This window comes from Pedobacter cryoconitis, assembly GCF_014200605.1.
Lineage (GTDB): Bacteria > Bacteroidota > Bacteroidia > Sphingobacteriales > Sphingobacteriaceae > Pedobacter > Pedobacter cryoconitis_B.
The window spans coordinates 1,299,360-1,317,055 of the sequence record NZ_JACHCE010000001.1 but is presented as its reverse complement, the minus strand read 5'-3'; the positions used below and the strand labels follow the sequence as shown (position 1 = coordinate 1,317,055).

Genomic DNA, 17,696 nt, shown 5'->3' with positions numbered 1-17,696 from the left:
GTTTATAATTCTATTGTTGTGGAATCTTCATCGTCCAGGTCGTTGTTATTGATCTGGATATATTTAGCCAGTGCATCGATCGTTGTGAGTTCAAATAGCGTCCTTACAGACACTTCTACCTGCATTTCTTTACGGATAGCTGAAATCATACGCATGACCTGCAACGAATGCCCGCCCAGTTCAAAGAAGTGGTCATGAACACCAACCCGCGCTAATCCAAGCAGTTCCTGCCAGATCACGGCCAGATTTTGTTCCAGTTCATTTCGCGGAGCAACATATTCATTCGCCACCATCGCATTCATATCAGGATCAGGAAGCGCCCGCTTGTCGATTTTACCATTGCTGGTTAATGGAAGCTGATCCAATACAACCCATATGGCCGGGACCATGTAGTCGGGCAACCTGCTTTTCAGGAACAGCATTACAGCATCCTGATCAAATGCCACATTTCCAGGAACAACATAACCAACCAGGCGTTTATTTCCATAATCATCCTGTCTGGCGATTACAATTCCCTGGGCCACCAGCCCACTCTGTTCCAGCGCATTAACGATCTCACCCAATTCAATTCTGAAACCACGGATTTTCACCTGATCGTCGTTACGGCCTACATAAGTCAGGTTACCGTCGGGCAGTAACCGGCAGACATCTCCGGTTTTATACATGCGTTCTCCGCTTACAAAAGGATCTGCACTAAAGCTCGCCGCTGTTTGTTCGGGAAGATTCAGATAACCCCTGGTCACCTGTACACCAGCGATATACAGCTCCCCTGTTACCCCTGCCGGAACCAAACGCAATTGATCATCCAGCAGATAAGCCCGCGTATTGCCTACAGGACGGCCAATCGGCACTCCCTCCTGATGCGGTACATCATTTTTCGGATATTCATATCTGAGGGCTGCAATTGAAGTTTCTGTAGGCCCGTAGTGGTTGTAGAATGCTACATAGGGTTTCCATTTTTCTGCCAGTGAAACACGGCAGTATTCTCCACCTGAAATGACGCGTCTAAGCCCGCCATAGCTTCCCGCATTCATGGTCTCCAGGAACCCGGGACTCGCAGCAATCTGGGTAATTTTCTCACTAATCAACAGATTTTCAAGTGCTGAGGGATCTAAACGCGTTGCTTCATCCAGCTGTACCACTGCAGCACCGTTGAATAAGGCAAGGAAGATCTGCTCTACCGAAGCATCAAAATTATAGTTAAAGAACAGCAAAACTTTATCCCTGCTGTCCATACTGTTTTTCTCGCTCAGATAGCTCACCAGATTGACTACTCCGCCATGCTCTACCAATACTCCTTTTGGCAGGCCTGTTGAACCGGAAGTATAGATTACATAAGCCAGATCAGCAGATGAACGCTTAACTGACGGTGCCGTTAAGGCGTATTCCGCCAATAGTGATTCGCTGTCATCCAGTAAGATAACAGGTAAACCTGTTACCGGTAAGGAAGCTGCACTTGCTGTACTGCTCAATACCATCGTTGCGCCTATGTCCGAAAGGATATAAGCAGTACGTTCTGCCGGCGAATCCGGAAGAATTGGCACATAAGCTGCCCCTGCCTTCATTACAGCAAGTATGCCCACCAGCATTTCAGGAGATCTTTCTATAAACAACGGGATCAGCGTATCGTGTTTTGCACCCATACCCACCAGGTGATTAGCCAGTTTATTGGAAAGCTCATCCAATTCACAGTAAGTAAGCTTTCTATCTTCAAAAATCACCGCAGTTGCCGAAGGCAGCCTGAATACCTGTTCTTCAAAAAGATCAGTTATTGTTTTATCAGCAGGATAAGCAAATGAACTACCGGATGAACCTTTTAATAGCTTAGACTTTTCGGCCTCTGATAGTATCTCAACATCGTTTAACGTGGCATTTTCTTGCGCTATAATGTATAGTAATGCCGTTTTAAAATGTCCGGCAATAGCTGCTGCAAAGGCGGTATCCAGCAGCGTACTGTTGTAATTAAAAGTAATATTGGTCACTTCACCACTTCCTATGATCAAACCGAACGGATAATTGCCCTGTTCATTCATGCTCACATCTTCAGTTTCAAGCTTCCATGATTTTGTCGAAAGTGCTTTATCTACAGGATAATTCTCAAATACCAGCAGCGTATCAAATAATTCTCCTGATACCGCAGACCACCTGCGGATATCATTTAATGTGGTATACTGGTAGTTACGGCTGCTGATCTGATCGGACTGTATGTCCTGTAACCAGGCTGAAACTGGCTTTGAGGTTTCTGTAGAGGCACGCAATGGCAGGGTATTGATATACATCCCTACCCGTTGTTCTACTCCTGCCAGATCATCAGGGCGGCCTGAAACAATCACCCCATATACCACATCTTTATTTCCGGTATAACGGGATAACAGGTATGCCCATACCCCTTGCATTAACGTGTTTACGGTAATGTGGTTACGCTGTACATAACGGGTAATTTCGGTGGTCGTTTCCCGGTCAAAGTGAAGCTTTTCATTTTTATACAAACCAATTCCTTTGGTACGGTCTGCGGTCACACTGATAAAAGGCAGTAAGCCCGGCTCGTCCAGACCATTCAGATATTTCTTCCAGTAGGCTGTTGCTTCTTCTTTATCCTGACGTTCTATATACCGGATATAATCTTCATAACGGTCTTCAGCAAATGGTAACGCGGTTTTTCCGGTAAACAGTTGCTCATAAACCTGAACCAGCTCCATCATCAATACAGCAAGCGACCAGCCGTCCAGCAGCACGTGATGATAGGTCCAGAATAACCTGTAACGGTTCTCTTCTAAACGGATCAGATAAATACGCATCAGTGGCGCAGCGGTCAGATCAAAAGCTTGTAAACGGTCGGCCTGTTCATAATTATGAATGTATTCCTCCTGTTCTTCTTTGCTCATTCCTCTGCAATCCACTATATTGACAGGTATTTTCACGTCACGGTAAACGCATTGTACAGGTATTTTGAATTCATTGTAATAAAACCCACTGCGCAGAATGCTATGGTTACGTAGTAGCTGCTCCCAGCTTTTAGTAAAAATTTCTGGTTCAACGCCCGTAAGGACTGTTGTAAATTGTTCAATATAGGCACCCGCATGATCATCATACAGACTATGAAAAAGCATACCTTCCTGTAAACCACTCAAACGGGACATACTCTCCAGCTGCAATTTCCGCGGTGCCCCATGATGGTCTGCATCCAGGAATTTATCCAGCTCCTGGCTGGTGATTTCTTCACCCAGATTATAATCTGACGGAGTGAATACCGGAGTCTCTACTGTGATACAATGTGCAATCAGGTTTTCCAGATTCTCCAGGTAAGCCAATGACATTTCTGCAATGGCATCCGGGGTAAAATGACGGCTGCTAAAACTCCAGTTTACCTGCAATTCCCCATCCTGTACCACACTGTTTATCGACAATAGTTCCCTGACAGGATGACTGTCGGACATGGCTTTACCCGAAGACTCAGAGGCGCCTGACAGCAATGAACTGCCTTCTTGCTGAGCCATGTTATCCATTTGCCCAAGGTAGTTAAACTCAACTTCCCACGGATCGGCCCCCTGTAAGGCAGGAATCTTATCTATATATTTTAAAACTCCGTAACCCAGCCCCTTATCAGGAACTAAACGAAGTTGTTCTTTAATATGTTTCAGCTGTAAACCAGGATCTGCATCTGCAGTAACGGACAACATAACCGGGTATAAACTGGTGAACCAGCCAACCGTACGGCTGATGTCAGCACCCGGAATAAAGTCTTCCCTGCCATGACCTTCCAAACCAATCACCACAGTGGAATGTTTATTCCAGTCCGCTAAAGTTTGTGCTAGTGCGGTTAGTAATAAGTCATTGATTACAGTGTGGTATGCACGGGGTACATCCTGCAATAACCGGCGGGTATGCAAGGCATCTAATTTCGTCGTATGCCGTTTTATTTCTGCTCCGGTTATCACTCCCGGCCAGACATGAGAGGTACGCACCGGGCTGGCAGATGCGGCTACTGTTTCCCAGTACCCGCGTTGATTCTGCACCGTTTTTTTGGCGCTGTAATTCACTAATGCCTGATGCCACTGACGGTAAGAAGCAGTCTTATACTGAGGTAATGGTTTGTGTGCCAATAACTGTTCAAAGTCTTCCAGCAGGATACGCCACGAAACGCCATCTACCGCAAGGTGATGGATCACCAGCAATAAGCGGTTTTGTGGTGTGGTCTGCGGAGTAAGAATATGTACGGCACGTAAAAGTGTGCCCTTTAAGATATTCAGACTGGCCTGATATCTGTCATTATGTGCAGCAATAGTTTGTGCCAGTTCTGACGATTTTAAGCTCCTCAGATCATTGATCTCAAGTGATCCGGATGATATGCCGTAAACCTGTTTCCAACCCTCTCCTGTCTGCTCATAAGTAAAACGCAGGGCGTCATGTGCGGCAACCAGCTGATTGATAATTTCATTTAGCCTTGATGAAGTGACGGTTTTATCGATACTGAAGAAAACGCTCTGGTTATAATGAGACAGTTCCTTGTTTCCAGATTCAAAATAATGTTGCTGAATAGGCAGTAAACCACTCTCCCCTTCTAATAAACCTTGTTCACCAGAAGAAGCACTTTCTGATTCTGCCGCCATACAAGCCGATAAACCAGCTATGGTCTGATGGATAAATAAATCACGCGGATGCATACTGAAACCTGCGCGGCGTACACGGCTAACTACCTGAATCGTAATAATGGAATCTCCTCCCAGCTCAAAGAAGTTATCATAAATACCCACTTTAGGGATATGCAACAGCTCTTGCCAGATGCCGGCCAGGATAACTTCCTGCCCGTTACGCGGAGCGGTATAAGCACCCGTCTGTAAAGAACCCATATCAGGATCGGGTAAACCTTTACGGTCTATTTTACCATTTCCTGTTAACGGTAATTCATCAAGCGCAACAAAAAGCCCGGGGACCATATACTCCGGTAAATGATTTTTTAACCAGCTCACAGTCCCTTCACGGTCAAAAACACCTTCTGCTACTACATAAGCGACCAAACGTTTATTCCCACTCTCATCTGTTTTTACAATGACAGCTGCCTGTAAGATAGCCTCGTTCTGCTGTAAGACATTTTCGATCTCTCCAAGCTCGATACGGAAACCACGGATTTTAACCTGGTCATCCATACGGCCCAGATATTCAACTGTGCCATCAGGTAACCAGCGGCCTAAATCTCCGGTACGGTACATCCTGCCTGTTTCTTCAAATGGCGTATTTACAAAACGCGAGGCAGTCAGATCAGGCCTGTTCAGATAGCCTCTGGACACACCAATCCCAGCTACGCAGATCTCACCTGGTACACCCACAGGGCAAAGCTGATCGCCGGAAGATAGCACATAAATACGCATATTCTGTACCGGTTTACCCACAGGAACACTGATCCGTAATGGCGTCTCATACATGATATGATGACAGATATCATCCGATGCTTCGGTTGGTCCGTAAGCATTCACAACAGGGATACGCCCATAGTGCGGATGGGCAAACCACTGTGCCAGTAAAGGCTGACTGACTGCTTCACCAGTAACCAGTAAGTAAGATAATTTGTTGAGGTGAACTGATATATTCTCCTGTAAAACAGCATTTAAATAAGATGGAACCAATTCCAAAATTGTAACCCCATCAGTTTCAACTGCATCAATCAGTAGCGCTGGCTCCAGGATTCCTGCCGAAGAATAGATCACTGTTTTACCACCGCAAAGCAATGCTGAGAACAACTGCCAGACGGAAATGTCAAAAGTATAAGAAGCGGTAAAAGCAACCACCGTTTCTGCTGTTAATTGTAAATCATTGATTTTAGCATACAGGTGATTCAACATCCCTGCATGTTCCACCATAACCCCTTTAGGTTTGCCGGTTGAACCAGAAGTATAAATCACATAAGCCAGGTCTGCGGGTCTGGCAGGATTCAATGGTGCGGTAACCGCCCAGGTGCTGATTTTCTCCCAATCAGTATCCAGTAAAACTGTATCTGCTGAAGCAAAAGCCCCGATACTTGTTTTCAGGTCGCTGGTTGTAATTACAACCGAAGCATTCGTATCTTCAAGCATGAAGCTGATCCTGTCTTCAGGATAACCCGGATCAATCGGAACATAAGCCCCTGCTGCTTTGAGAACACCTAAAATCGCTACGGCCATTTCTAACGAACGATCCAGACAAATAGGCACTAATGCGTCAATTGTAATCCCTTTGCTGCGCAGGTAGCCCGCAAGCTGGTTAGAACGCTCATTTAATTCCTGATAAGTATAAACCTGATTTTCAAAAACCAGGGCAGGCGATGCAGGGCTTCTTAAAACCTGTGCCTCAAAAATACTGACCGCTGTTTGTTCATGCGGATAAACAGTGGCTGTATCGTTAAACACATTCAGCAATTGCTCCTGTTCTGCGCTGGTGAGCATAGAAAGTTGTCCCAAAAGACTATCTGGTGAAGCAATAACCGCATTCAACAAAGTTTCGAAGTGTATACTTAATCGCTTAATAGTAGCTTCACTATACAGATCAGTACAATAAGTGATATACCCGTTTAACTCTCCGTTGCTTTCCAGCATGTTTACAGTCATGTCAAACTGAGCAGTAGCCGAATCAATGTCTTCTTGTGAGACCATAACTTCTCCCAAACTCAATTCAGGCATTTCAGGTGTATTATGTAATTCAAACATCACCTGGAATAAAGGCGTACGGCTCAGATCTCTTTCTTTCACAACCGCTTCTACTATTTTTTCAAATGGCAGTTCCTGGTTTTCATAAGCATCCAATGTAGTTTCTTTGACCTGCTGAATAAATGTTTTGAAAGAAACATTCATATCAGGGTGACTGCGAAGGGCCAGTGTATTCACGAAGAATCCAATCAGGTTTTCAGTTTCCTGCTGTACCCTGCCTGCAATAGAAGTACCTACACAAACATCTTCCTGTCCGCTGTAACGTGACAACAATACTTTGAAAACAGCCAGCAAAGTCATAAATAGCGTTGCATCCTGTTTACGTGAAAGTAAATGAAGCTGCTCCAGTATCTCAGGTTTAATCACGAAAGCATAGCTGGCGGCATTTTTACTCTGCATTGCCGGGCGTTGAAAATCTGCCGGCAATTGAAGGGGCTCTGTACCACTCAATTGCTTTTTCCAGTAAGCCAGCTGTTTATCCAGTACTACCGGAGTCAGCTGTTCTCTTTGCCAGATCGCGAAATCTGCATACTGGATAGCTAATTCAGGTAATTCAAGCACTTTACCAGAAGTAAAAGCCTCATAATAAGCTGCAAGCTCATTAACCAGGATACTTACCGACCAACCGTCAGCAGCAATATGGTGCATGGTCAATACCAATACAGAATCTTCAGTATCCAGTAAGATCAGATTTGCCCGAAGCATATGGTCTGCAGCCAGATTAAATGGCGTCATAATCAGCTCACGGATATTATCATGCAAGGAATCCTGCTGCTGATTTGTTAAATCTGTTACTTGTAATTGCCATAAATATTCTGCCAGTACATGCTGCCGGGCCTTTCCATCTTCTTCCAGCATCACAGTCCTCAATACCTCATGCCGATTAATCAACTGACGTATAGCCTGTTCCAGAGCTACTCTATTGAGCTGCCCTTTTAATCTCAATGCAGCAGGAATATGATAATGTATACTTCCTTCTAACTGATCAATAAACCATAGTCTTTCCTGATTGAAAGAAAGCGGGATATAATCAGGTCTTATTTTTTTCTCAATAGTTGTTCTGGCTGTGTGCGGAGCCTGTCCGCTGATATGAACAGCTAATTCTGCTATTGTTTTATGTGTGAATAAGGCTTTAACCGTTATTTCGACCTGCAATGTTTTACGAAGTGCCGAAATAACCCGCATAGCAAGCAGGGAATGACCGCCAAGCTCAAAGAAGTCATCATATATACCAACTTTTGATACAGACAGTAAATCCTGCCAGATGAGTGCAAGGTTTTCTTCCAGTATATTTCGCGGGGCAGTATAATTACCTGTTGTTAAAGTATTATTATCCGGCTGCGGAAGGGCTTTCCTATCGACCTTCCCATTAGGGGTTAAAGGTATTTTTGCTATTGGCAACAGCGTAGCAGGTATCATATATTCCGGAAGCTTTTCTTTCAGGTAAGCGATAATAGCTCCCTTGTCAAAGTCACCCTCAGGAATAATATAACCTATTAATCTGCTGTTTCCATTCAGATCAGGCTTAACAGCAACAACCGCTGCATTAACCAAACCGCAGAGTTGCAGTACTGATTCAATTTCACCCAGTTCGATACGGAACCCCCTAACTTTTACCTGGTCGTCAATACGTCCCAGATATTCGATATTACCATCCGGCAAGAAGCGTGCAAGGTCACCTGTACGGTATAAACGGGCACCGGCATGAGCTGAATAAGGATCTGCAATGAATTTTTCGGCTGTTAGTTCCGGGCGGTTCAGATAACCGCGGGCAACACCAATACCACCCACACAAAGTTCACCGGCAACACCTACCGGACATAATTGTCCGTTTTCAGACCTGATATAAGCCTGTACATTTGCTATGGGTTTACCGATCACCACCACATTATCTTCCTGTATAGGCTGATCGGTCAGCGTTGTCACTACTGTATTTTCTGTAGGGCCGTAGGCATTAAGCACACGTACCCCCGTAGCACTGATATAACGTGTATCTTCTCTGTTTAATGCTTCCCCTCCCGATATGATTGTAGTAATCGGCCCTAAAACGTCTTTAACAATATGCTGATAAGACGGCGGTAAAAGAACCACCTCTACACCATGTCTTTGGACGAAAGCACCAAAACTATCCTCAGAAAGCAAGTCTTCTTTTTGTGGTAAAATCAATATCCCTCCGCTCAGCAGGGTATTAAATACTTCATAGCAGGATGCATCAAAACCAAAAGAAGCGAATTGCAGACACCTGGTCCCCTCAGTAAGATGCAGTGCATTTTTCTGACTTAAAGCCAAACTAACCACACCTTTATGCGCTATCAGCACACCTTTTGGTTTACCTGTAGAACCGGAAGTATAAATCACATAAGCCAGGTTATCTGCACTTAAAGGGACATTGACAACCGTGTCATATTTGTTGATCTGCTCCCATTCTGCATCCGGCCTGATCACATGAAGCCCTTCTGCCGGCAATGAATCTGCAGACTGACTGCTGCTGATCATTACAGTCGCAGCAGTATCTTCAAGCATGAAACGGATTCTGTCTTGTGGATAATCAGGATCTATTGGCACATAAGCTGCACCTGCTTTGAGGATGGCCATAATACTGATCACCATTTCCGGAGATCTTTCCAGACATAACGGAACCAGTGTTTCTGCGCCAACACCCCGGTCAAGCAGGTAATTTGCCAGACGGCCCGCCTGCTGATCCAGTTCCTGATAGGTCATTGTGACCTGATCTGTAATAAACGCAGGGGCATTTGGTGTTCGGGCTACCTGGGCATTGAACTGATCGATAATTGTATTTGATTCAGGGAAAACTGAGGCAGTATCATTGAAAGTATGGATCAGTTGCTGTTTTTCAAAGGCAGAGAGTATTTCAATGTCTTTCAACAAGAGATGGTCTGCACTGGTCATAGCCAATATAGCTTTTTCAAAATGACCGGCAATCGCTTCCATATACCCCTGAGCGATCAATGTAGTATTATAACTAAAATGAACTGTGATTTCTTCTGCAACCATTACAGCTATACCAAGCGGATAATTTGTATGCTCTTCTTTTCGTGCATGATCAACCTGTAAACTTAGCGATTGACTTGCTACCGGACTGCTTGGATAATTTTCATATACCAGTAAACTGTCAAAAAGATCTCCCGGAATACCAGCTTTGCGCTGAATCTCATTCAATGCCATATGCTGATATTCACGGCTTTCCAGCTGCTCACCCTGGATCGTTTGCAGCCATGCGGCCACAGCCTGTAATTCGTCCATACGGGCATGGAACGGCAACGTATTGATATACATCCCTACTGCATGTTCCACACCTGCTAAATTATCAGGCCTTCCGGATACGGTTACCCCATAAGTGACTTCAGTACGACCGGTATATCTATACAAAAGGTAAGCCCATACACCCTGTACCAGTGTATTCATCGTGATCCGGTGACGCTGTGCGTATCCCGATAAACGGGAAGCCGTTTGCGTATCCAACACCAGGTGATGCGTACGGTATGCGCCTATCCCTTTGTTACGATCTGTATTTGCACTGATAAATGGCAGCAAAGTACCTTCACTCACATTTGCCAGATAATTGCGCCAGTAATCTTCTCCTTTATCTGAATCACGGCTTTCGATATAACGGATATAGTCTTCATAACGGTCAGTTGCCGGAACAGGCAATTGTTTACCTGCCTTTAGTAGTTCATAGGCTTTCAATAATTCCCCCATCAATACTGACATAGACCATCCATCTACTAGAATGTGGTGATAAGTCCAGCAAAGGTGGTATTTGGTTTCGCTTAGCTTCATCAGGAAGATGCGCATCAGCGGAGCCCCGGTAAAGTCAAATCCTTGTTTCAGATCTGCTTTTTCATAGTTCCTGATAGCTTTCTGTTGTTGTTTAGCGGTCTTATCGCTGTAATCAACCAGTGTAACCGGCATTTCAATTTCCCTGTAAACACATTGAACAGGGATTGCAAAAGCATTGGCATAGAAACCACTTCTGAGTATAGAATGTTGTTTCAGTAAGTAATTCCAGCTTTGGATGAAAGCCTCAGTATCCAGATCGGTTAACTCTCCTGAAAACTGCTCAACATAAGAAGAGCTGGTCTGCTCATCAAATATCCCGTGAAACAGCATTCCTTCCTGTAAACCGCTTAATCTATAAATACTTTCTATTTGTTCCCTGCGCGGTTTCCCTTTGAAATCCAGGTCCAGGAACTGGTCCAGTTCTGCAATACTCACTGATCCTGCCAATCCAAAATCAGCAGGGGTATAATGATTTGTTTGCTGCTGTGCACTGCAGTGATTGATCAGTGACTCCAGGTTTTTCAGATAAGCCGCAGCCATTTCTTCTACGCTTTCGCTGTTAAAATGTTTGTTGCTGTAACTCCAGTATAACGCTAGTTTATCATCCTGAATAATCCCTAACACAGAAAGCGGCTGCGAAACAGGAGTCTGACCGCCTATGGCCGAACCGAATGTTTCCCATTGAGGGTGAGCAAGTTTACCTGTAACTTTGCCCGCACCAGCTTGTCCCAGGTAATTGAATTGCACATCCCAGGGATCATTAGCCTGTAAGGGCTTGTTCTGACTGATGTATTTCAACACCCCATAACCCAATCCTTTATCAGGGATTTGTCTTAATGTTTCTTTTACCTGTTTAATTAACAGGACATGATCATTTGTGGTTTCCAGCAGCACCGGGTAAATGGTGGTAAACCAACCCACAGTACGACTGGTATCGATATCCTGTGTAATTTCTTCACGGCCATGACCTTCCAGTCCGATAGAAATTTTTGAGGTTTTGTTCCAGTCAGCTAAAGTAAGCGCCAGAGCACTTAACAGCAGATCATTGATTTCTGTATGGTAAACTGATGAAATATCATGAAGGAGTTTGCCGGTAGTTAAACTATCCAGCTGAACCACCACAGTATCCATGTCTGAAATACTGATCACCTCTTCTGTTTGATGATCAGTCCTTAAAGGCACGTATTGTCCTGAAACCTCTTTCCAGTAATCCTGCTGACGCTGTAAACTACGGCTGTCGCCATAAGCTGCTAAAGCTGCATACCATTGACGATAAGAACTTGTTTTAGCACCCAATACTGCTACTGCCGGTTGTCCCGGATGCTGCAACAACAATTCAAGGTCATCAGAAAGGATACGCCATGAAACCCCATCTACCGCAAGGTGATGAATAATAAACAGTAACTGATGTTCTGCCAGTGGCGACAGGAATAACACCGCACGGAATAAAATGCCTGTTTCCAGCTCAAGACTTTCCTGATAGCGCGCTGTTTGTTCAGCAAGTGCTAAACTGAATTCCCCTGCATCCTTATCTTGCAGGTCAATAACCTCAAGTCCCGCAGCCTGAGCAGTATAAACCTGCTCCCACCCTGCTGCTGTCTGCTGATAGGCGAAACGAACCGCATCATGATAATTTGCAAGATCAGCGACTGCTGCAGCTAATACCTCAATAGCAACCTCTTTATTTATTGCATACGTGATATGGTGGTTATAGAATGATTTGACAGGATTAAGACCATTCAGGAATTTTTGCTGGATGGGCAGTAACCCACTATTTCCAGAAAGGGTTTCCTGCTCTGCATTTACTTTATTGCTTTCCTGTACAGCAAGCTGTGCCGATAAACGGGCAACAGTCTGACAGGTAAATATATCTTTAGGTGATAACACGTAACCGCTTCTTCTGCTTCTGCTTACTACCTGAATGGTAATAATAGAATCTCCCCCCAGTTCAAAGAAGTTATCGTGCACACCTATTTTATCCAGACGTAATACTTCTTGCCAGATCGCAATTAATGTATTTTCTGTTTCGTTACGCGGCGCTACATAATCATTAGCTATTAAGGTATTGACATCAGGCTCAGGTAAAGCACGTTTATCAACCTTTCCATTAGCTGTCAGCGGAATTTTTTCCAGTTCCACAAAAAGTAACGGGATCATATAATCCGGCAACCTGTTTTTCAGATAAGCGACAATTGCATCTTTGTTATAATCACCCTCAGGCACAATGTAACCCACTAAACGCTTATTACCCGCATCGTCTGGTCTTGCCAGTACAACAGCCTGATGAACATATTCTACGCATCCGGCCAGTGCAGTTTCTATTTCTCCCAGCTCTATCCGGTAACCTCTGATTTTAACCTGGTCATCAACACGTCCGATAAACAGAATATTACCGTCAGCTAAATATTTAACCGTATCTCCTGTACGATAGAAACGGATACCGCTAGTCTCAGAGAATGGGTCATTGATGAACTTCTCTGCTGATAATTCTGTATTGTTCAGATACCCGGATGCAACCCCGTCTCCTCCGATGAGTAATTCTCCGGGTACGCCTACCGGACATAATTGTCCGCTGGCATTCACAACATATACTTTGGTATTAGAGAATGGTTTACCTACCGGGATATTTTCCTGGTATGGATAACCGGCTTTCACTATATGTAATAGCTTACCAATTGTAGTTTCTGTAGGCCCGTAATGGTTAACAACCGTACAATTACTTCCATAATCCCTGATTTTATTAATCAATTCTACTGAAAGTGCCTCTCCTCCAAAAATGAGCAGTTTTTCCGGCAACAATAAGAAATCAGGCATTGCAAGCGCTTTCCAATGCGACGGAACAATTTTAATACAGTCTACCGGGTTTTCAGAAAGATAGCTTTTCAGTTGATATGGATCTGTAATTGCTGCTTTAGAGAATAGATGTAAAGCCCCTCCATTCAAGAATGCAGTAAACAATACTGTATTCCCCAAATCGGTAGCGATACTGGACATCAGACCGAATGAACGGCATTCTGCTATTGGAAGTGCATCCTGTAAACCTGCTAAATAATCTGCAAGATTCCGGTGGGTAAGGATTACTCCTTTTGATTTGCCTGTACTGCCAGAAGTATAAATTACATATACCGGACCGGAAGCATCAACAGATTCCTTTACCGCGGTAACCGGATATTCTCCCAATATAGCCTTATCCAGGATAATTGCCTCAGCATTGCTTTCGATCAGCAAATTCAGACAAGTACTACTGGTTACAATTATAGTAGCAGCGGTATCGGCCAGCATATGGTTAATTCTGTCCTGCGGAAAATCAGGATCAACAGGAACATAGGCAGCACCTGCTTTCAGTATCCCGATAAGCCCGACAATCATATCCAGAGAGCGTTCGATACATAAAGGTACAAATGCCCCTGCCCTTATTCCTTTACTTTGCAGCTGATGTGCAAGCTGATTAGTGCGTTCATCAAGCTCCTGATAAGTAACCGAATCCTTTTCATAAACCAGCGCAGTCGCATTTGGCGTACGGATAACCTGTGCGGCAAATAAACTGACAAAGGTTTCTTCCTCTGCATAAGGGACAGTTTTACTGTTAAATAAAGCAAGTTCACCGCGTTCATTATCCGTTAGTAAAACAAGATCTCCTGGTGTAACCACATCCGGATTTGCCAGTTGTAATAAGACCTGGTCAAAATGACCTGCAATCCTATTCACCTGGTCTTCATTCAGTAACCCGGTATTGTATTCAAAACGGATTGTGATTTCCGCTCCGGCCATAATAACCAGCCATAAAGGATAATTGGTTTGTGAAGTAACCTTCACATCATCCAGTTGCAATTTCCAGGTACGTGCAGCCAGAACCTCACTAACCGGATAGTTTTCAAAAACCAATAAAGTATCAAACAATTCTCCTTCTGCAGCAGCCCAGCGTTTCACCTCGTTCAATGGGGTATACTGGTATTCACGGTTATCCAGTTGGGTCACCTGTAAGGACTGTAACCATTCTGACAGCGGGGATTCAGTTATAGTAGCTGTGAGTATTAATGTATTGATATACATACCTACGGCCTGTTCAATTCCCGGTAATGCTTCCGGACGGCCAGATACGGTTACCCCATAAGATACTTCGTTACGCCCGGTATACTGTGCTAATAAATAAGCCCATACACCTTGCATTAAAGTATTTAAAGTAATATGATTCCGTTGCGCATAAGCAGCTAATAAAGTAGTTGTTTCTGCACTGACAAAGAGTTGTTTTAAACTGGAAGCCCCGATCCCTTTGGTACGGTCAGCGGTAGTATTTACAAAAGGAAGCAAACTACCTGTTGTAATATGCTGTAAGTATTTTTTCCAATGTGCTTCTGCCTTTCCATTATCGTCCTGACGGATATAACGGATATAATCTTCATAACGGTCTTCAGTCAATGCAGGTGTTGCCTGATCTGTCACTAAAGCTTCATATATTTCGAGCAGTTCCTGTAATAAAATTGGCATAGACCAACCATCCAGTAGGATATGATGGAATGTCCAAAGCAGATGTGTGCGGTTATCGTCCAGTTTTGACAGACAAACACGCATCAGCGGAGCTGTTGTAAAATCAAAACCCCCTAAACGATCGGCAGCAGCATATTCCTGAATCGCTGTTTCTTGTGCCGTATCATCCATATGGCGATAGTCAAAAACCGTTAACGGCATAGCTACCTCTTTATAAACACATTGCACAGGGATATTAAAAGTATTCGCATAGAAAGCACTGCGCAGAATCGTATGTCTCTGCATCACCCAATTCCAGCTCTTTATGAAAATTGCTTCATCAACAGCATTCAGTACTGAGGTAAATTGTTCTACGTAGTTACCCGCTTCACCGTCATAAAGACCGTGGAATAACATACCAGACTGTAAACCACTTAATGGATAAATCCGTTCTACCTGATTTCTGCGTGTTGTCTGAAGATAATTTTCATCCAGGAAGCTGTCCAGCTCCTGATAAGTAACTGAGTCACCAAGCCCATAATCTGAAGGCGTATAAATAGTTGTATCCTGAGTTACGCAATGATCAATCAGGGTTTGTAAATAGGACAAATAAGACTCACCCATTTTCTGAATTCCTGCTGCGGTAAAGTGTTTAGCACTATATCCCCAGTCAATAACCAGTTCGCCATTGCGAACCGAACTATTGATAGCGAGTTTATCACGGAAAATGAAGTCATCTCCTGCAGCAGCCCCGGTATCTTCTTTAGCAGCAGACAAATGCCCGTCTCCACCCGCAGCATTATCCCATTGTCCAAGATAATTGAACACCACATCCCATGGGTCTTTGCTTTGCAGCAAAGGAGATTTACTGATATATTTCAAGACGCCATATCCGATACCTTTTACAGGGATCCGGCGTAATTGTTCTTTAATGTTTTTGATTACGCTAGCTGATCCTCTTGCTGTTCCAACTTCCAGTAATACCGGATAAAGCGTCGTGAACCAGCCAATAGTATGACTGGTATCGCTATCTGCACCAATATCTTCACGGCCGTGACCTTCTAAACCAATTGACACCTTACTTTGCCCATTCCATTCCGATAAAGTTAACGCCAGTGCACTTAACAGGATATCATTGATTTCGGTATGATAGGCTTTTGGAACTTCCTGTAATAAACGCTGTGTTTGTTTACTATTTAAAGTAACCACATAGTTTGCAGTATCAGCAGCACTGATTTCACCCGCATCCTGCTGCTCTGTTTTTAAAGGGATAAATTGTTGTGCAGCTGTTTTCCAATAAGCTTCCTGAGCCAATAAACTGCGGCTGGTACTGTATGCCACAAGTGACTCCTGCCATTGTCTGTAAGAATGAGTTTTAGCAGCAGTTAATTCCTGTTTCGGTGACTGAAGTAATAAAGTCAGGTCTTCTAAAAAGATCCGCCACGACACGCCATCTACCGCAAGGTGATGTACCACAACCAATAAACGGTTATAAGGTTCATCTTCCGGTGTCTGCATCAAAACAGCCCTGATCAATATACCTTTTTCGATATTCAAACTCTGCTGTGCAAGATTACTTTCAGTTGTAATCGCATCAGCCAATAAATCAGCAGGTGTTTCTGTGAGATCTGTGATCTTCAATTCTCCTGCATAATCTCCATAACGCTGTTCCCAGCCATTTGCTGTCTGCTGATAAACAAAACGCAGCGCATCATGGTATTCTACCAATTTTTTGACCGCATCAGCAAGTAAAGCTGCAGCTGTATTCTTCGCTATATTTAATAGAATCTGCTGATTGAAATGAGAAGTTACCGTACCGCCATCCTCAAAGAACCATGACTGTATAGGCAGCAGCCCGCTGTTTCCACATAAAACCCCCTCTTCTCCTTTGATCAGCTGTGCTTTAGCAACCTGTAAAAGTGCAGCTAAACGGGCAATAGTCTGGTTTACAAATAAGTCTTTAGGCTGAAATTCTAAACCAGCCCATTTTGCACGGCTAACAGCCTGTATGGTAATAATTGAATCACCACCCAGCTCAAAGAAATTATCATGGATACCTATCTGCTCTATGCGCAGCAAGTCCTGCCAGATTTCTGCCAGTGTTTGTTCTGTTGCATTTCCTGGTGCAACATGGTTCAAACTACGCATGCTGCTTATATTTGGTTCAGGCAGTTTTTTTCTGTCCACCTTACCATTACTGTTCAATGGCAGTTTTTCTAAAGAAACCCATAGCGCAGGAATCATATAATCAGGTAACCTGCCTTTCAGATAGCTGATGATGCTTTCTTTTTCAAAAACATGTTCCGGTACAATATAACCTACCAATTGTTTATTACCTCTGTCGTCAGTTTTAGCCAATACCACAGCCTGTTTCACTGCTGCGTTTTGCTGTAATACGTTTGCGATCTCCCCTAACTCGATACGGTAACCACGGATTTTAACCTGATCATCTATACGGCCCAGAAATTCAATATTCCCATTGGGTAACCATCGGGTCAAATCACCGCTCCGATACATTCTTGCTCCCCAATTTTGATGGAATGGGTTAGCTGTAAATTTCTCATCGGTTAGTGATTTGCGGTTCAGATAACCTGTAGATACACCGATACCACTAATACACAGTTCTCCGGCTACACCAACAGGACAGAGTTTATTTTCTGCGTTTACAATATACAATTGTGTGTTGCTTACCGGGATACCAATTGGAGGCGAAGTTTCTCCATCCGCAGCCCTGAGCACGTAACTGGT

1 protein-coding gene (only partly in view) is annotated in these 17,696 nt (G+C 43.9%); it reads right to left on the bottom strand.

Features of this window, described 5'->3' with window-relative positions; translation table 11 throughout:
- Positions 1 to 2 precede the first annotated feature (2 nt).
- Positions 3 to 17,696: the 3' portion of a non-ribosomal peptide synthase/polyketide synthase gene (locus HDE68_RS05570; protein ID WP_183879704.1), read on the bottom strand. It continues 15,933 nt past the right edge of the window; only the last 17,694 of its 33,627 coding nucleotides appear in the window; its start codon lies off the right edge, out of view; its stop codon occupies positions 3 to 5.